Consider the following 17,559-nt stretch of genomic DNA (forward strand, 5'->3'; position numbering starts at 1 on the left):
GATGATTTAGATTTAAAATCCTATTAACAGAGAAAAAGCGCTAAAAAAATAGTTTTGCAAGGTCTAATAAATCAAATAAAAAATGAAGAAAAAACTACTAGCAGTGGGAGCTTTGGCGATACTGGCCAGTTCTGGTCTTCAGGCGCAGACCTTGATATTCAATAAGAATGCGTCATGGAGCTATAAAGATAACAACCAGGCGCAGCCAGCCGGTTGGAATGCCCAAACCTATGATATTTCAACATGGGCAGTAGGAAACGGTCCGTTAGGATATGGAGATCCTGTAACTACTACCATCAATTCAGGGCTTACTACAGCCTATTTTGCTAAAGATTTTACGGTAGATCTTTCAACGCTTTCCGATACTATGGAGTTTGGTGTGATGAGAGACGACGGTATTATTGTATACCTTAACGGAGAAGAAGTTGTAAGAGATAATATGCCTGCAGGTGCTGTTACATTCAATACTTTCTCCAGTACTACTATTGATGGGGCAGCAGAGAGTGTTTATAACATTTTTTCAATTCCAAAATCAAAATTTGTAAACGGTGTTAACAGATTTTCTATTGAATTACATAACAGAAGTACAACCAGTTCAGACTTAAGAATTGATGCTTATCTGAAAACAACTACCAATACCACTACCCCTGTAACTTGTAACGGAACGCATATCAGCTGCTTTACTTCCATTGTTCCAACAGCACAAACCAATAAGTTGATTATCCCTGCTGAACACAAATACCAGCTTATTCTAAAAGAAGGAGACAGCTATACTGAAGGTGGAGGATTGGTAGGTGGTCAGAATGACTTTACTGCTTATGTTCCAAAAACTGGAAGCAGTACCAACGGATATCTATCTGTCAACCATGAAACGAATCCAGGTGGAGTTACCATGGCAGAAATCAACTATAACGCGGCTTCAAAGCTTTGGCAGCTGACAAAATCAAGAGCCGTAAGTTTCTCAGATCCAAGTTTGGTTCAAACCATCAGAAACTGTTCAGGAGGAATTACGCCTTGGGGAACTGTGGTGACCGCTGAAGAATCTGTTACTTCTAATGATGTGAACAATGATGGGTACAAAGATTACGGTTGGTTGGTAGAAATTGATCCTGCTACTGCTCAGGTTATATCTAAAAACCCTAACGGGACAAAAGGTAAGCTTTGGCAGATGGGAATCATGAACCACGAGAACGTGGTGATCAATAATGCGGGAACTATAGCCTATTATGGAGAAGACGGTGGAACTCACTTGGTGTACAAATATGTAATGGATACTCCTAATGATCTCTCTTCAGGAAACCTTTATGTATTAAAACTGGATCAGGGGTTAACGGCTGCAGGGGATCCGGCAGGAACTACAGCAACATGGATTCAGGTTCCGAACAAAACTAAAGTTGACCAGAATAATACCAATACCAATGCGCTGTCATTAGGTGGAACGAAATTCAACGGAGTAGAAGATGTTGACATCAGCCCGCTGGATGGTAAAATCTATTTTACAGCCAAAGGATTAGACAGGGTATACCGTCTGCAGGATAACGGAACTACGGCTTCTCAGGTAGAAACATTTGTAGGAGGAAGTTCTTCGGTATATTCTTTCAATACAGCTCAGGGAATGAAGTCTGAAGCCTGGGGAGACGGAAATGACAACCTTACTTTTGATGAACTTGGAAACCTTTGGGTACTTCAGGACGGAGGTAAAAACTATATCTGGATCATTGCTCCAGATCATACACAAACCAACCCTAAAGTAAGATTATTTGCTTCTATGCCGGCTGGTTCAGAACCTACAGGGCTGACATTTACTCCTGATCATAAATTCGGTTTCTTCTCTATTCAGCACCCGGATTCAACAATCTCTACAGACGTAGACGCCACAGGGAATACAATTGATTACAGAGGAAAATCAGCAACAATCGTTATTGCACTTAAAAATAATCTTGGAACTGAGGGAACTTTAGGAACTATTGAGACCAAAATTGAAGAAAATACAGTAACGGTAGCACCAAACCCAACTTCAGGAGTGGTAAAAATCAATTCAGCAAAAGGATTGAAAGATATTTCTGTAACAGCTTACAGCATGGACGGAAAAATCGTTTACACGAAGAAATTCAACGGAACCAATAAAGCATTGGATCTTGATTTCACACAACAGTTGGAAGGATCACGAGTTTTAGTTTTAAATATTGAAGCTGAAGGAGGATTCCAGAAAACAGTTAAACTTGTAAAGAAATAAATTATTTATAATTCTTGTCTGTCGGCAGCTTTGGTTGCTGGCAGACCTTTTATTTTTATGAAAAAGCTTTTCTTATTGATTTCCGTCATCTCACTTTCTCAGATCAAAGCACAGATTGATCCGGTGAAATATCCTACATTTACCAATATTGAAGATGCTTTAAAAAGTAAAAAAGCGGTTTACAGTATAAGTTTCAGAGAAAAGGGGCTTTTTAATATTCCTCCTCAGATTGTAAAACTGGATTCATTATTCTTTTTGAATATTATGGCCAATAAGCTTGAGAAAATGGATCAGGAACTTTTTGCTTTAAAAGAACTGGAAATTTTAAATGTGAATGAAAACAGCATTAAATTTATTCCTGATGAGGTAAGCAATCTGAAGAAACTGACTACTTTTTCAATGAATTTGAATAGCCTCACAAGCATTAATCCTAATCTTGCAAAGCTTCAGAACCTAAAAGTGGTACATTTTGATGCTAATAATCTGAATACATTTCCCGAAGCCCTTATGGAAATTCCAACACTGGAAGAAATCAACCTTCAGGGAAACCAGATAAGCTTTATTGCAGACAAACTGGATCAGATCAAAAATCTGAAATTTCTCAACCTTTCAGATAACCAGATCAATGATCTTGGAAATCTGTCTTTTCCGGAAAATTTAAAATATCTTGAACTGCAGCAGAATGCTATTATCAGGCTTCCGGAAAATCTTTTCAGAGCAAAGAATCTGGAATTTCTGAATGTAAGTGGAAATCATATCACAGAAATATCGCCCAAAGTAAAAGGGCTGAAAAATATGGTCAGCATGAATCTGGCCCATAATAATCTGAAAGATATTCCTGTAGAAATCAAACAGCTTAAAAATCTGAAAACATTGATTCTTACAGGAAATCCTATAGAAAAATCTAAAATTGAAAACTTAAAAACCTTACTGCCGGAAACCCAGATCTATTTCTAGAACTATCCGCCAACACGTTTGGTTTTATAGCCCATTTCTTTAAGGATATTCATGATTTTATCACGGTTATCTCCTTGAATGATAATCGTTCCATCCTTCTCAGAGCCGCCTATACCAAGGGTGGTTTTTATTTTCTTTGAGATTTTTTTCAGGTCTTCCTCACTGCCTTCCCAGCCTTCAACAATCGTTACAGGCTTACCGTTTCTTCCTTTTTTCTCAAATTTGCATACCAATGGCTCTTTCTGCTTGAATTCTTCTTCAGGCATCTCAAAATCCTGCTCTTCATGATCAGGAAAAAGATTCTTCAATTGATCTCGTAAATCCATACCGCAAAATTAAAAAGAATTACCGATTAATGAACTGAAATAATCAACGAAATTTCAATTTTTCAACCCTGACAGGTTTCAACCTTAACAGCTTTTATTTCCATTCTTGTATAAGTTTTTATATTTTTAACCGTTTGATAAGATATCTTTAAAAACTAATATGAAAACCAGATACATTTTTACATGTCTTCTTTTAGCTTCCGGAATTGCAAAAGCACAGACACGTTTCTCCACTGATCCATTGAACGCTGTATTTGAAACCAGAGATACAGACCGGTTCTGGAAAGCATTCGATAAAATGGATGTCTCAAAAGAAAACCCTTTTAGAGATTATATCAGCAACGGATCTCAAGGCGTAAAAGGTTTTATGGAATACCGCATAATCAATGCTGATTCTTTGTATACCATGGTAAAAAAGAGAAAAGAAGACTATCTGAAAAGCCGTCATGTTCTGGCAGGAATCAACCAAAAAGAAAAAAGAATCAGGGCTGTTTACAGTGCATTGAAATACTGGTATCCACAGGCAAAATTTCCACCAATATATTTTGTATACGGAAGGTTTAATACAGGAGGAACATTTTCTAAAGACGGAATTATGATCGGTACAGAAACTCTTCAGAATCTGGATGGCATTGCAGGACTTGTTTCTCATGAGACGATTCATTTCCAACAGGATATCAAAGGAACTGATAACCTTTTAAAATACACATTAAGTGAAGGGAGTGCTGATTTTCTCAGTGAATTAGTATCAGGAGAAACCAATAACAGTCCGTTTTATCAATATGGAGAGGCCCATGCTGATAAACTGTATAAAGAATTTGTAACTGTATTAAAGAAGAAAGATCCTACGGACTGGCTTTATGGAACCACCAAAAAAGATGATCGTCCTAATGATCTTGGGTATTGGATGGGGTATAAAATTTCTGAGGCTTATTTCTTGAAACAAACAGACAAGCATAAGGCTATCCACAATATTTTAAATATTCAGAATCCTCTTTTGTTTCTTAAAGAGAGTGGCCTTTTGGATCCGTATATCAGAGAATATGTGAAGCAAAATAATAGCAGTTTTGAAGATTTTTTTAAAGAATAATACGGAATGCTGCAGGTAATTTAAAAGTTCATTATCATACGAACCGTGTCAAGGTTTTAAACCTTGACACGGTTAAAATTTCAAAATTAATTGACTAATCATCAGCAGTCCATAAAATTCAAGACTTCAAATTCTTCTATTCATAGGAAATTAGGTAAATTTGTCTAACAAAAGTTTTACAAAATGTCGAAAAAAGCAATACTGGCCATTCTTGACGGATGGGGATTGGGAACAAACCCTAACGTTTCTGCAATAGATAAAGCAAATACACCATTCATAGACAGCTGTTACCAGAAATTTCCACATACCACCCTTGAAGCAAGCGGGCTGGCGGTAGGTTTACCAGCCGGACAGATGGGAAATTCTGAAGTAGGACACATGAACCTGGGAGCCGGAAGAGTAGTATACCAAAACCTGGTAAAACTGAACATGGCCGTCGAAAAAGGAACACTGGGTCAGGAAAAAGTGATTCAGGATGCCTTTGAATACGCCAAAAAAGAAAATAAAAAAGTACATTTCATCGGATTGGTTTCCAACGGAGGTGTACACTCACATATCAATCACTTAAAAGGATTACTGACCGCTGCAAAAGAGTTCGGATTGAATGAGAACGTTTTTGTTCACGCATTTACCGATGGTAGAGACTGCGATCCGCATTCCGGATTAGGATTTATCGATGAACTTCAGAAGCATATGGAAGCAACTACCGGAAAGCTGGCAACAGTGGTAGGAAGATACTATGCCATGGACAGAGATAAAAGATGGGAGCGTGTAAAATTAGCGTACGGTGCCCTTGTGGAAGGAATAGGAGAACAGACAACGGATGCTTTGGCAACAATCAAGATGTATTATGATAATAATGTAACCGATGAGTTCCTGAAGCCTATTATTTTAGTGAATACTACTGCTACAGGAAATGTAGTACCGGTAGCAAGAATCATTGAAGATGATGTGGTGATCTGCTTCAATTTCCGTACAGACAGAGGAAGAGAAATTACAGAAGTTCTTTCCCAGAAAGATTTCCCGGAATTTGGAATGAAGAAGCTGAACCTTTATTATATCACATTGACGAACTATGATAAAACATTCCAGAATGTGCAGGTTGTTTTTGATGAAAACGTACTGACAGAAACCATGGGTGAAATTCTCGAGAAAAATGGAAAAACCCAGATCAGAATTGCAGAAACAGAAAAATATCCTCACGTTACTTTCTTCTTCTCAGGAGGAAGGGAAGAGGAATTTAAAGGGGAGAGAAGACTGCTTTGCCCAAGCCCGAAAGATGTTCCTACCTACGATCTGAAACCGGAAATGTCGGCCTATGATATTACCAATGCTATAGTACCCGAACTGGAGCAGGGAACAGCTGATTTTGTCTGCTTAAATTTCGCCAATACAGATATGGTAGGCCATACAGGTGTTTTTGAAGCAGCAGTGAAGGCAGCAGAAGTGGTAGATCAATGTATAGAAAAAGTGGCTACAGCAGCCTATGAAAACGGATATGCTGTTTTCATTCTTGCCGATCACGGAAACTCAGATGTAATGATCAATCCGGACGGAACTCCAAATACCCAGCACTCTACAAACCTGGTTCCTTTTATCGTGATGGATAAAGACCATACATGGAATTTAAAACCAGGAAAACTGGGCGATGTAGCCCCCACAATCCTTAAAGTAATGGGTGTTGAAATACCAGATGCAATGACTGGAGAAGTTTTGGTTAATTAATATTCAATAATATTGTTAAAAAAATGCCGTTATGCTTTAGTAGCGGCATTTTTTTTATGATTTATGTCAGATAAAGTATGCAAGTCATACTTTATTATGCGTTAAATAATAAATAAATCATATCTTTGTAAATTAAAACTGAATAGTAAAATGTATCAAAAGCTTGTTAGGAAAGAAGTAATGGGATTATTGGAAAAGGAAGTAGGTTCTTTTCTTGATAAATTTTTAACGCCAATTGAAAAAATATGGCAGCCTTCCGATTATTTACCAGATCCTTCAAGTGAAGAATTTAAACACGACTTAGAAGAAATTCAGACTTTTGCCCGCGAAATGCCTTATGATCTTTTTGTAACATTAATCGGTGACTGTATCACGGAAGAGGCACTTCCATCTTATGAGTCTTGGTTAATGGGAGTTGATGGAATCAATCAGGAAGAAAAAGTAGGCTGGGCCAATTGGGTAAGAGCGTGGACCGCTGAGGAAAACAGACACGGAGATTTATTAAACAAATATCTTTATCTGTGTGGAAGAGTAAACATGAGAGAAGTGGAAATCACTACCCAATACCTGATCAATGACGGATTCGATCTGGGAACAAGTATGGACCCATACAGAAACTTCATTTATACGAGTTTCCAGGAAACGGCTACCAATATTTCTCACAGAAGAGTAGGAACATTGGCTAAACAATCCGGAAACGGAAAACTGGCAAAAATGTGTGGTGTGATTGCTGCAGATGAAGCAAGACACGCTAAAGCATACAAACATTTCGTAGCAAAAATCCTTGAAGTAGACCCTTCGGAAATGATTCTTGCGTTTGAAGATATGATGCGTAAAAAAATTGTAATGCCTGCTCACTTAATGAGACAGTCAGGACAAAAAGCAGGTGAACTTTGGGGGCATTTCTCAGATGCTGCACAAAGATGTATGGTGTACACTGGCCAGGATTATATCAACATTATGAAAGACCTTTTAGATGAATGGAAAATTGAGCACGTAAAAGGACTTACAGAAAAAGCTGAAAAAGCTCAGGAATACCTGATGAAGCTTCCTGCAAGACTTCAGAAGATCACAGACAGAGTTTCTACTCCGGATCTTCAGTTCCAGTTTAGCTGGGTAAAAAGCTAATAAGATTTTATTATTATTAAAATATAAAAGTATTGAGTGCCTTTCTTTTTGGCACTCTTTTTATTTCTTATCTTTGCAAAGCTAAAAAAAGACAAAATGTTAAATAATAAAAAGATTGCTGTTGACTTTGACGGGACTATTGTGGATGATGCTTACCCGGCCATTGGAAAACCGAAAACTTTTGCATTCGAAACTTTGAAAAGACTTCAGTCTGAAGGATTCAGATTGATACTTTGGACATACAGACACGGAAAAACATTAGATGAAGCGGTAGAATTCTGCAAAAAAAACGGAATAGAATTTTATGCTGTGAACTCAAGCTTTGAAGGAGAAGTTTTTGATCCTGAAAATCAGTCCAGAAAATTAGATGCAGACTGGTTTATTGACGACAGAAATTTAGGAGGATTCCCGGGATGGGGTGAAATCTACAATATCATTCAGGAAAGAATAGAATTCCGTGTGGAAGGAAAAGAGGTTCTTGCCTATTCAAAACTTAAAAAAGAAAAGAAAAAAGGACTTTTCTGGTAGAATACAGAAATGAGAAGCCAGAAATTAGAAGTTAGTTTTTAACGGCTAATTAAAACTTCTGTTTTTTTATCAAAAAAAGTTTTAGATTGTTATAATATAGAAATACACATCATGCTGTAATCTAGCTTCTAACATCTAATATCTAACATCTATACAACAATGATTCAATTAAAAACGATAGACGAATTACGTCTGATGAAGAAGAGTGCCCGATTGGTTTCTAAAACATTGGGAATGTTGGCAAAAGAAATTAAACCGGGGATTACTACCTTATATTTAGATAAACTGGCTCATGATTTTATTAAAGATCATGGTGCTGAGCCTGCATTTTTAGGATATGGAGGATTTCCAAACTCCCTTTGTATCTCTCCCAATGAGCAGGTTGTTCATGGTTTCCCAAACAATGATGTGGTAAAAGAAGGAGATGTTCTTTCTGTAGACTGTGGAGTTATTCTGAACGGTTTTGTAGGAGATCATGCCTACACTTTTGAAATCGGGGAAGTAAAGCCTGAGATTAAAAAATTACTACAGGTTACCAAAGAATCTCTGTACAAAGGGATTGAGCAGTGTGTCAGAGGAAAGAGGATCGGAGATATCTCCCATGCGATTCAGGCACATTGTGAAAAAGAAGGATATGGAGTGGTAAGAGAGCTTGTAGGCCATGGATTAGGTAGAAAAATGCACGAAGATCCGCAGGTTCCGAACTATGGAAGACAGGGAAGCGGAAAAGTTATTAAAGACGGTTTAGCAATTGCTATTGAACCGATGGTGAACATGGGAACCGAAAAAGTGAAGTTCCATAACGACGGCTGGACGGTAACAACGTTAGATAACATGCCATCTGCTCACTTCGAACATGATGTAGCGGTAATCAATGGTAAGCCGGTATTGCTTTCAACATTTGATTATGTATACGAAGCTTTAGGGATTGTAAGTGATGAAGAAAAGCAGTTCCAACTGGATTTTTAATGAAAAAGGTAACGAAGCTTTTACTGAATAAAATTCCACGTCCTATGCTTATTAAAATGAGCATCTGGGCAAGACCGCTTATTTATCAGTTTTTCAAAGGAGATCAGTTTTTAGATCCCATTGACGGAAGATCTTACAGAAAATTCCTTCCGTACGGATATGGAAAACAAAGAGAAAATGCACTCTCTCCGGGAACGTTAAGTTTGGAAAGACACCGCCAGATGTGGCTGTACCTTCAGAACGAAACCGATTTTTTTATTAAAAATTATAAAGTTCTGCATATCGCTCCTGAACAGGAATTTTTAAGAAAATTCAAGAGAATGAGCAACCTGAATTATATATCGGCAGACTTATATTCTCCGATTGTAGATGTGAAGGCTGATATTCTGGATTTACCTTTTGAAAATGACAGCTTTGACATTGTTTTCTGTAACCATGTTCTGGAACATATTGAAGACGATGCAAAAGCAATGAGCGAGCTATACAGGGTAATGAAGCCCAGCGGATGGGGAATTCTTCAGGTTCCGATGAAAAACTCACTGGAGAAAACCTATGAAGATTTTACCATTAAAGACCCAAAAGAACGTCAGAAGCATTTCGGGCAGTATGATCACGTTCGTTGGTACGGAATGGATTATTTCGACCGTTTAAGAAAAGCTGGCTTTGAAATAGAACCCAACTTCTATTCACAGAAATTCTCTGAAGAAGAAATAAAAAAGTACGGGTTAAGACATAACGAAATCTTACCGGTAGTTTATAAAAAATAAAATAAAAACCCGTTTCAACTTTTGAAACGGGTTTTGTATAATTGAAAAGTCAGTTGTTATTCTTTGACAAAAGGATATGACTTATAATTTTCTATCTTGATCATATATTGTCCTTTCTGTAAACTGCTTGTATCAATTGACATTTTGCTGCCGTTAGTTGTCGTTTCAGATACCAGTTTTCCTGACATATCGTAGATCTTAAGAGAAAGGTTTCTCTCAATATTTTCAAGATGTAAAACCTCTTTTACAGGATTTGGATATGCTTTAAACGTTTTTGCAGCGGCATCAGTTTCTTTAGTACTCATTTGTGCAGTATTATTGTTGTAATAGACCTTATTTCCTGAAGGATCCGTTATTATCAGCGTTTTGAGGCTGCCATTTGTGATAATCTGATAGCTGTATATAGATGCATAGGCTCCTGATACGTAAGTGTCACAGTTTTTCTGATCGTAGGCCCGAACGGCTGGAGCATTTCCGCCATTATAAAACAAAAGAGTACACGAGCTGGCTGTTTTGATAAGATTGTTACTTCCAGGTATAACTCCGAAACTCATCATGGACGTATTATAATATCTGGAATTAATAACATAGCTTGTACCTCCTGCCGAATTAAATGTAGTAGCAGGTACTCCATTATCTATTAAAGGTGTGTTGGTGGTCTGGCCGCTACTGGTCACCATTTTGGAGATATACCAATTATTGGAAAGCAGTTCAGAAGTTTGCTGGGCAGTCAGTAAACCACCTGCTAAAAGGAATAGAATTTTTTTCATAGGTTAAAAGTTTTCGGTAAAGATATAAAAGAATTACTTACTGTTTGCTCTTTTATAAGGATCATCAAGATGAAAATTAAGACAAACAAAAACCGCCTTCATGACGAAGACGGCCCATTTTTAAATATTGATAGAAGTTTATGCGCTTTCTAGTGTGATGAAGATACAGCCTTTAATCCTACCACAGAACCGATAAGTGTTATAATAAAAAATACCCTCCAGAAACTTACAGGATCCTTAAAAAAGATAATTCCCATTAAGGCAGTTCCCACTGCTCCGATGCCCGTCCATACTGCATAAGCAGTCCCGATAGGCAGCGTTTGAGTTGCTTTAATCAGCAAAAGCATACTGATCGTCATGGTGATCAGAAATCCCGCGTACCACAGGTACATTTCAGTTCCTGACGTTTCCTTTGCCTTTCCCAGACATGATGCGAAGGCAACTTCAAATAATCCTGCGATAACTAATAGTAACCAATTCATTTTTTAAATTTTTCTACTGCAAAGTTCAGAATTTGACAGGAGAAAAAATTTTACAATTGTTAAAAAATAAAAGCAAGCTGGAAGCTGGAGGATTTGAATAGTAAGCTGCAAGAAAAAAGAAAAGATTGCCTCATATCAATAGGAGCGGACTTTAGTCCGCTTTCAATGTAGATAATCATTCCTTTGGATTTAGCCAAAACATGAGAATATTTAAATCTTTCAATTCTTAAATCTTTGAATCTTTAAATTTATTTTATCTCCGCCCTTATTCTGCTCAGACTTACCTGCGTAATCCCAAGATAAGAGGCAATATAACCCAGCTGTACTCTTTTAAGAAGCTCAGGCTGATAGGTCATAATATCTTTGTAGCGTTCCAGAGAAGTTTTGAACTGTCTTGAAATAATCAGTTCTTCGGATTTTATCATTTCTGCTTCAGCAAGCTTTCGCCCCCAGTTGGCAATATAAATATCTTCATTGAACAGTTTTCTGAGGCTTTCCGTTTCCATTCGATAGAGGTCGCAGTCTTCCAGAAGCTCGATGCTCTCGTAGCCGGGCCGGTCTTCCACATAGCTTTTCATTGAAAGAATGCATTGACCTTCACTTCCGAACCAGAAGGTAATATCATTGTCAGCTGTTGAAGAATAGGCTCTCGCAATACCTTTTCGTATAAAATAAAGATAAGGAATCACTTTGTCCGCTTCCATCAGACAAAATCCTTTAGGATGGGAAACTTCGGTAATATGCTCTTTTAAGCTGTTTTTTGATGCTTCAGGAAGAAGGTAAACCTTATCAAGAATCTGGTCTATATTCATAAAGATGAATTCTAATATTCAAAAATATCAGTTTTAAGTAATGCAATACAAAATTATCCCTTAATTTTTGTCAGAAATCTTGTAATGATTACGATCAAAATTCTTCCTGATTCAGTATTTTTACTGTCAAAAATTCAAAGAATTTTTTGATGGGGTGGTTATCTCAGCAATCGGATCCCTTTAGATTTCCTCTTTCAACATCACGTATTTCAAACTATAACTCTCTTTTTTCCTTTAAAAATTAAGATTAACCGTAAAGACCAATTTTGTTTTACTAACTTTGCAGTTCGTAATATTATTTTTATGCACAAAGCAGGATTTGTAAATATAGTTGGAAAGCCCAATGCAGGAAAATCGACCTTGCTCAACCAATTAATGGGGGAAAAGCTGGCGATTGTAACGCAGAAAGCTCAGACAACCCGCCACAGAATTTTTGGTATTTATAATGAAGATGACCTTCAGATTGTATTTTCTGATACTCCGGGAGTATTGGATCCAAAATACGGACTGCAGGAAAAAATGATGGATTTTGTAAAGGATTCTTTACAGGATGCTGACGTTTTCCTGTTTATTGTAGACGTTACCGATAAAGCGGAACCATCAGAATTCTTAATTGATAAACTGAATAAAATCCCCGTACCTGTACTTCTTCTCTTGAATAAAGTAGACCAGACCGATCAGGCAGGCCTTGAAAAATTGGTTGAAGAATGGCACAACAGAATTCCAAAAGCTGAAATTCTGCCTATTTCTGCACTGAATGCCTTCAACACAGAAGTTATTTTACCTAAAATAAAATCTTTACTTCCCGAAAACCCTCCTTACTACGATAAAGATCAGTACACGGATAAACCGGAAAGATTTTTCGTAAATGAGACCATTCGTGAGAAAATCCTTTTGAATTATGATAAGGAAATTCCCTATTCTGTAGAAGTGGTAACAGAACAGTTCAAGGAGAAAGAAGGAATTATCTTTATCGATTCAATTATCTATGTTGAAAGAGATACTCAGAAGGGAATTATTATCGGGCACAAAGGAGAAGCGATTAAGAAAGTAGGAACTGAAGCAAGAATAGATCTGGAGAAGTTTTTCACCAAAAAAATTCATTTGAACTTATTTGTGAAAGTGAAAAAAGACTGGAGAAAGAACGACAGAGATCTTAAAAATTTCGGTTACAGATAAACTAAAATAGCCGGAATCCCGTTGTATTAAAAGATTTTTATTACCTTAGTATAAATTTTTTAGTAGATGAACTATAATAATTCAAATTGGAGCTCAATACCTAAAGATATTATATTATTAGCAGTGAGAGTGTTTGTTGGTTTTGCCATGCTGTCCCATGGTTTTCCAAAACTTCAGATGCTGTTGGCAGGCGGTAAAATCGAATTTTTCGATTTTATGGGGCTTGGCCCTCAGATTTCACTGATTCTTACGGTTTTTGCTGAATTTGTATGTTCGATACTACTTATTTTAGGGCTTTTTACAAGAGTTTCTTTAGGCTTCCTGATCTTTACCATGATCATTGCTGCTTTTGCAGTACATGGAGCAGATCCTTTTGAGAAAAGAGAAATGGCACTTGTCTATCTTTCTGTTTATCTTCTACTCATGGTAACCGGAGCCGGGAAAGTTTCAGTAGATCATATGATAGAAAGAAGAAAAAGAGCTTCAGACTGGTAATTTTACAGCACAATAAATAAAAGGCACTTCAGGAAATGAAGTGCCTTTTCTGTTTTTAATAATTGCGATGCGGTAAGAGTCTTTTTAATCTTAAAATTCTTTTAAAATTCACTACATTCGTAGAAAATGAATTTATATGAAGATAAAACTGACTATTTGCCTTCTGGCATTTCTCAATTTTTATGATGCACAGGAAAATATTACGTATCAAAAACCTTCTGCTGAGATTTTAAAACTGGCAGATTATGACAGACCTCCAGGTGTTCTGATGAACAGCAAAAAAGACTGGGTAGTTTTTACCTATCGTCCAACATATAAAACATTAGAAGATCTCAGCCAGAGTGAAATGAAGCTTGGTGGACTTAGAATCAACCCGGTTACGAATATTTCAAGCAGTATGACCTACTCAAATAATCTGAAGATCAGAAAGATCAATGATAAAAATGAGATTATGGTAAAAAATCTGCCTTCCAATCCAAAAATTGCCTATATTTCGTTTTCACCGGATGAAAAAAAACTGGCTTTTACCAATACAACCGCTAAAGGAGTAGAGCTTTGGGTAGTGGATATGGAAACTGCATCTGCTAAAAAAATTACAGCAGATAATCTAAATGCCAATTTGGGAATGCCTTATGTATGGTACAATGACTCTCAAAGCTTCCTGATCAGAACACTTCCGCAAAACAGAGCTGCTCTTATAGATGCCACTAAAGATCTTCCTACAGGCCCTATTGTTTCAACAGCAGACGGTAAGGTTTCCCAGAACAGAACGTATCAGGATCTTTTGAAGAATCCTCAGGACGAAAAAAACTTTGAGACCCTTACAGCTTCCGAACTTTACAACGTAGATCTTACAGGAAATCTTAACAAACTGAAAGAGCAGGATATGTATGCCGGTTTAAGTTTTTCTCCGGACGGAAACTATCTGATGGCTACCATGATCAAGAAACCATTTTCCTATATCGTTCCGCTTAATAGGTTCCCATCCACAACGGTTGTCTATGATATGAAAGGAAATATTGTGAAAACAGTAAATGATGTTCCGTTGAATGAAATCATGCCGAAAGGATTTTCTTCTGTAAGAACCGGAAAAAGAGATATGGCATGGAGAAGTGATGCTCCTGCTACGCTTACCTATGCTGAAGCTTTGGATGGAGGAGACCAGTCTAAAAAAGCAGATTACAGAGATGAAATATTTACCTGGGAAGCTCCGTTTACAGCCGCTCCAAAATCCTTCTTTAAAACCAGACAGAGATATGAAGACGTAGTCTGGACCAATGATCATTATGCGATTGTTTCTGAAGGCTGGTATGATACACGAAATACAAAATCTTACCTGATAGATATTAACAACGGAGAATCCAAAGTTTTTGATGACAGAAATTATCAGGATGTATACAGCGATCCGGGAAGATTTAACACAACGAAAAACCAATACGGGAGATATGTAATCGATATGAAAGGTGGAAAAGCCTATCTGATCGGGGACGGATTTACCAAAGACGGCCAGCACCCATTTATTGACGAAATGGATGTTAAATCACTGAAAAAGAAAAGACTTTATACATCTAATATAAAAAACGGTAAAGAAGAAATCATTGATATCCTTAATGCTTCAAAGGGTGAAGTCCTTACAACTCAGCAATCACCAAGTCTTTATCCGAATTACTTCAGAAAGAATATTAAATCTAATAAAGCAGAAGCTGTAACCAATTTTGCCAATCCTTTTGAAAGTATCAAAGATGTTTACAAAGAAGTGATTACCTACAAGAGAAATGATGGTGTTACCTTAACAGGAACCCTTTATCTTCCTGCCAATTACGACAGAAAAGCAAAAAAAGAGAAGCTTCCGTTGCTAATCTGGGCTTATCCAACTGAATATAAAGATAAAAATACAGCAGGACAGAACACCCAAAACCCGAATGACTTTACATTCCCGTATTACGGATCTTTTGTGTATTGGACAACGAAAGGATATGCTGTTCTGGATGATGCCGCTTTCCCGATTATCGGTGAAGGAAAAACAGAGCCTAATGATACCTTCATTACGCAATTGGTAGCCAATGCTGCTGCTGCTATCGATGCAGTGGATCATCTGGGATATATCGACAAAAAGAAAGTGGCTGTAGGAGGACATTCTTACGGTGCCTTCATGACTGCAAATCTTTTGACCCATTCTAATCTTTTTGCATGTGGAATTGCAAGAAGTGGTGCTTATAACAGGACATTAACACCATTCGGATTCCAGAGTGAACAAAGAAACTATTGGGATGTTCCGGAAATCTATAATACGATGTCTCCGTTCATGCATGCAGACAAAATGAAGACACCGCTTCTTCTGATTCACGGTGATGCAGATAATAACCCGGGAACATTTACATTGCAGACGGAAAGATACTTCCAGGCATTGAAAAATCTGGGTGCTCCGGTAAAAATGGTTCTTCTTCCAAAAGAAGCTCACGGATACCAGGCTAAAGAAAATATCTTACACCTTTTATGGGAACAGGATCAGTTCCTTGAAAAGTGTTTGAAGAAATAAATGACAAAAGAGACTGTTTGCTATAAACAGTCTCTATTTTTTACTTAAAATATAATGGGGAAGTAAAATTTCTTACAGCGAAGCTCTCTTTAAATCTTACCTGCTTAATCAATTTTAACGGTTTAAATGGTAAGGTGCTTCAGGATCTCGTCAATACTTGTAAGCTCCATAAAATTCGGATGCTCCAGAGTAACATCATGCTGTTCATGGCTCCATGTGACATGGTAAGGAATATGTGCTGCAAAACCTCCGATTTCCAGTACCGGTAAAATATCTGATTTGATGGAATTTCCAAGCATCAGAAAGTTTTCAGGCTGGCAGTCCAGATGCTTCAGCAGTTTTTTATAGTCATTTTCTTTTTTGTCACTCATGATTTCAATGTGGTGAAAGTACTCCTGTAAACCGGAATTTTTCAATTTACGTTCCTGATCCAGCAAATCGCCTTTTGTGGCAACAACCAGTCTGTATTTTCCCCTTAAGTTTTCAAGGGTTTCAGTTACACCATCTAATAATTCTATTGGTTTCTGAAGAAGCTCCCGGCCTAGATGAATAGCTTTGTTAACCAATTCCAATGACGCTGTATTATTAGAAACTCTAGTGATGGTTTCAACCATACAAAGCATAAATCCTTTTACTCCATAACCGTACAAATGAAGATTCTGCATTTCTGTTTTAAACAATTCCTGTGATACCGAATGTTGTGGAAGATAATCTTCAAGAAGTACACAGAATTCTTTTTCTGCTTCCTGAAAATAAGGTTCGTTGATCCAAAGTGTATCATCCGCATCAAAAGCAATGGTTGTAATATGATTATTCATTTTTGTTTTGTAATTTTCTGTCCGCAAAATTCAGTATAAAAACTCAATAAGAAAAGGACATTTGTCCCGGGAGAATATGTTAAGGACGAATCAGACATTTTTAAACTATCTTGATGAACTGCATAAAAAGCAGAACAGGAGTGACGATATTATAGTAAAATCTTTTTCTGCGGGGGATAAAATACTGATGCAGGATCATCAGCTTTCTCATGTCATGATGATTAAAGAAGGGATTGTCAAATGCTTTCTCGCCGAAGAAAACGGAAAAGAATATATCGTCGAGTTTCTGGGGAGCGGGGAAATCATCGGGGAAGTGGAATTGATTAAAAATATAAACTGTCTGTGCAGTATTGAAGCTCTCAATGAAGTGACAGTGTATGCAGTAAAGATTCCCGTTTTTAAAGCTTTGATCAAAAATGATCTTGCCCTGAACCACCTTCTTTTAGAGTCTTTTGCAGAACGAATTATCAATACTTCCAGCAGAGCATCCTATCAACAGTTGTATACGGTAGAACATACTTTAAAACAATTGTTACAAATGCAGGCTAAGCAGAATATTCATATCTCCAAAGAAGATATGGCGGCTTATTTAGGAATTACAGTAAGAAGTTTAAATAGAATTTTAAAAGATTTGAAATAATTTTCCTTGCTCCTTAAAAATATTCAAAGTTTAAATTTATTACGTCTTTGCGTATTCCAAAAAAAATGATTGTATTTTTGGGGGTGTATTTGCTTTAA

General features: G+C 37.0%; 17 protein-coding genes. 12 read left to right on the forward strand and 5 right to left on the reverse strand.

Annotation, left to right across the window (positions count from 1 at the left end; all coding sequences use genetic code 11):
* Window positions 1-82: 82 nt before the first annotated feature.
* Window positions 83-2,236 (forward strand): alkaline phosphatase PhoX, encoded by a 2,154-nt coding sequence (locus FFS26_RS00395; protein ID WP_137903975.1) that lies wholly within the window; start codon window positions 83-85, stop codon window positions 2,234-2,236.
* Window positions 2,237-2,293: 57 nt separating this feature from the next.
* Window positions 2,294-3,193 carry a leucine-rich repeat domain-containing protein gene (locus FFS26_RS00400; RefSeq protein WP_137903976.1) on the forward strand — a complete coding sequence of 300 codons (900 nt, stop codon included), beginning with the start codon at window positions 2,294-2,296 and terminating at the stop codon, window positions 3,191-3,193.
* A 2-nt stretch (window positions 3,194-3,195) separates the two neighbouring features.
* On the opposite strand, the gene FFS26_RS00405 is transcribed toward FFS26_RS00400, so the two are convergent.
* Complete coding sequence (locus FFS26_RS00405; RefSeq protein ID WP_002979957.1) at window positions 3,196-3,519, reverse strand: translation initiation factor; 324 nt, start codon at window positions 3,517-3,519, stop codon at window positions 3,196-3,198.
* A gap of 160 nt (window positions 3,520-3,679) precedes the next feature.
* Here FFS26_RS00405 and FFS26_RS00410 point away from each other — a divergent pair, with 160 nt between their 5' ends.
* From FFS26_RS00410 to FFS26_RS00435, 6 genes are all read left to right on the forward strand, one after another.
* Window positions 3,680-4,609: a DUF2268 domain-containing putative Zn-dependent protease gene (locus tag FFS26_RS00410; RefSeq protein WP_137903977.1), complete on the forward strand. Its 930-nt coding sequence runs from the start codon at window positions 3,680-3,682 to the stop codon at window positions 4,607-4,609.
* Between the two features lie 183 nt (window positions 4,610-4,792).
* Complete coding sequence (gpmI, locus tag FFS26_RS00415) at window positions 4,793-6,334, forward strand: 2,3-bisphosphoglycerate-independent phosphoglycerate mutase (protein ID WP_137903978.1); 1,542 nt, start codon at window positions 4,793-4,795, stop codon at window positions 6,332-6,334.
* Window positions 6,335-6,484: 150 nt separating this feature from the next.
* Window positions 6,485-7,462 carry an acyl-ACP desaturase gene (locus FFS26_RS00420; protein WP_110008663.1) on the forward strand — a complete coding sequence of 326 codons (978 nt, stop codon included), beginning with the start codon at window positions 6,485-6,487 and terminating at the stop codon, window positions 7,460-7,462.
* Between the two features lie 96 nt (window positions 7,463-7,558).
* Window positions 7,559-7,990: a BT0820 family HAD-type phosphatase gene (locus FFS26_RS00425; RefSeq protein WP_062670258.1), complete on the forward strand. Its 432-nt coding sequence runs from the start codon at window positions 7,559-7,561 to the stop codon at window positions 7,988-7,990.
* Between the two features lie 159 nt (window positions 7,991-8,149).
* Window positions 8,150-8,959, forward strand: a complete 810-nt coding sequence (gene map / locus FFS26_RS00430) for a type I methionyl aminopeptidase (protein ID WP_110008664.1) — start codon at window positions 8,150-8,152, stop codon at window positions 8,957-8,959.
* Entirely contained in the window at window positions 8,959-9,726 is a 768-nt protein-coding gene (locus tag FFS26_RS00435) for a class I SAM-dependent methyltransferase (protein WP_110008665.1), read from the forward strand. The genes map and FFS26_RS00435 overlap by 1 nt, the downstream gene beginning before the upstream one ends.
* Window positions 9,727-9,782: 56 nt before the next feature.
* Here the strand turns inward: FFS26_RS00435 and FFS26_RS00440 are convergent, their stop codons facing one another.
* The 3 genes from FFS26_RS00440 to FFS26_RS00450 form a co-directional block, all read right to left on the reverse strand.
* Window positions 9,783-10,496 (reverse strand): T9SS type A sorting domain-containing protein, encoded by a 714-nt coding sequence (locus FFS26_RS00440; protein WP_110008666.1) that lies wholly within the window; start codon window positions 10,494-10,496, stop codon window positions 9,783-9,785.
* A gap of 149 nt (window positions 10,497-10,645) precedes the next feature.
* A complete protein-coding gene (locus tag FFS26_RS00445; RefSeq protein WP_110008667.1) occupies window positions 10,646-10,978 on the reverse strand; it encodes a DMT family transporter in 333 nt (110 codons plus the stop codon).
* Between the two features lie 248 nt (window positions 10,979-11,226).
* The gene (locus FFS26_RS00450; RefSeq protein ID WP_137903979.1) at window positions 11,227-11,790 is read right to left on the reverse strand and encodes a Crp/Fnr family transcriptional regulator; all 564 of its coding nucleotides are present in this window, start codon (window positions 11,788-11,790) and stop codon (window positions 11,227-11,229) included.
* A 303-nt stretch (window positions 11,791-12,093) separates the two neighbouring features.
* On the opposite strand from FFS26_RS00450, the gene era reads away from it, so the two are divergent.
* The 3 genes from era (at window position 12,094) to FFS26_RS00465 (ending at window position 16,003) form a co-directional block, all read left to right on the forward strand.
* Window positions 12,094-12,969, forward strand: a complete 876-nt coding sequence (gene era / locus FFS26_RS00455) for a GTPase Era (RefSeq protein ID WP_137903980.1) — start codon at window positions 12,094-12,096, stop codon at window positions 12,967-12,969.
* A 66-nt stretch (window positions 12,970-13,035) separates the two neighbouring features.
* The gene (locus FFS26_RS00460) at window positions 13,036-13,464 is read left to right on the forward strand and encodes a DoxX family protein (protein ID WP_110008670.1); all 429 of its coding nucleotides are present in this window, start codon (window positions 13,036-13,038) and stop codon (window positions 13,462-13,464) included.
* A 136-nt stretch (window positions 13,465-13,600) separates the two neighbouring features.
* The gene (locus FFS26_RS00465) at window positions 13,601-16,003 is read left to right on the forward strand and encodes an alpha/beta hydrolase family protein (protein WP_137903981.1); all 2,403 of its coding nucleotides are present in this window, start codon (window positions 13,601-13,603) and stop codon (window positions 16,001-16,003) included.
* A 122-nt stretch (window positions 16,004-16,125) separates the two neighbouring features.
* Here FFS26_RS00465 and FFS26_RS00470 read toward each other — a convergent pair whose 3' ends face one another.
* Window positions 16,126-16,821 (reverse strand): HAD family hydrolase, encoded by a 696-nt coding sequence (locus tag FFS26_RS00470; protein ID WP_137903982.1) that lies wholly within the window; start codon window positions 16,819-16,821, stop codon window positions 16,126-16,128.
* 76 nt (window positions 16,822-16,897) lie between these two features.
* Between FFS26_RS00470 and FFS26_RS00475 the strand changes: the two genes are divergently transcribed.
* A complete protein-coding gene (locus FFS26_RS00475) occupies window positions 16,898-17,461 on the forward strand; it encodes a Crp/Fnr family transcriptional regulator (protein WP_137903983.1) in 564 nt (187 codons plus the stop codon).
* Window positions 17,462-17,559: the final 98 nt, after the last annotated feature.

The sequence above is a fragment of the Chryseobacterium sp. 2VB genome (assembly GCF_005503635.1).
GTDB classification, from domain to species: domain Bacteria; phylum Bacteroidota; class Bacteroidia; order Flavobacteriales; family Weeksellaceae; genus Chryseobacterium; species Chryseobacterium cupriresistens.

Bases quoted from the DNA above. Each gene is read 5' to 3' on its own strand.
- FFS26_RS00445 (WP_110008667.1), bottom strand. From the start codon at position 10,978: ATGAATTGGTTACTATTAGTTATCGCAGGATTATTTGAAGTTGCCTTC.
- FFS26_RS00435 (WP_110008665.1), top strand. From the start codon at position 8,959: ATGAAAAAGGTAACGAAGCTTTTACTGAATAAAATTCCACGTCCTATG.
- gpmI (WP_137903978.1), top strand. From the start codon at position 4,793: ATGTCGAAAAAAGCAATACTGGCCATTCTTGACGGATGGGGATTGGGA.
- FFS26_RS00460 (WP_110008670.1), top strand. From the start codon at position 13,036: ATGAACTATAATAATTCAAATTGGAGCTCAATACCTAAAGATATTATA.
- FFS26_RS00395 (WP_137903975.1), top strand. From the start codon at position 83: ATGAAGAAAAAACTACTAGCAGTGGGAGCTTTGGCGATACTGGCCAGT.
- FFS26_RS00475 (WP_137903983.1), top strand. From the start codon at position 16,898: ATGTTAAGGACGAATCAGACATTTTTAAACTATCTTGATGAACTGCAT.
- FFS26_RS00400 (WP_137903976.1), top strand. From the start codon at position 2,294: ATGAAAAAGCTTTTCTTATTGATTTCCGTCATCTCACTTTCTCAGATC.
- FFS26_RS00470 (WP_137903982.1), bottom strand. From the start codon at position 16,821: ATGAATAATCATATTACAACCATTGCTTTTGATGCGGATGATACACTT.
- FFS26_RS00450 (WP_137903979.1), bottom strand. From the start codon at position 11,790: ATGAATATAGACCAGATTCTTGATAAGGTTTACCTTCTTCCTGAAGCA.
- map (WP_110008664.1), top strand. From the start codon at position 8,150: ATGATTCAATTAAAAACGATAGACGAATTACGTCTGATGAAGAAGAGT.
- FFS26_RS00405 (WP_002979957.1), bottom strand. From the start codon at position 3,519: ATGGATTTACGAGATCAATTGAAGAATCTTTTTCCTGATCATGAAGAG.
- era (WP_137903980.1), top strand. From the start codon at position 12,094: ATGCACAAAGCAGGATTTGTAAATATAGTTGGAAAGCCCAATGCAGGA.
- FFS26_RS00410 (WP_137903977.1), top strand. From the start codon at position 3,680: ATGAAAACCAGATACATTTTTACATGTCTTCTTTTAGCTTCCGGAATT.
- FFS26_RS00420 (WP_110008663.1), top strand. From the start codon at position 6,485: ATGTATCAAAAGCTTGTTAGGAAAGAAGTAATGGGATTATTGGAAAAG.
- FFS26_RS00440 (WP_110008666.1), bottom strand. From the start codon at position 10,496: ATGAAAAAAATTCTATTCCTTTTAGCAGGTGGTTTACTGACTGCCCAG.
- FFS26_RS00465 (WP_137903981.1), top strand. From the start codon at position 13,601: ATGAAGATAAAACTGACTATTTGCCTTCTGGCATTTCTCAATTTTTAT.
- FFS26_RS00425 (WP_062670258.1), top strand. From the start codon at position 7,559: ATGTTAAATAATAAAAAGATTGCTGTTGACTTTGACGGGACTATTGTG.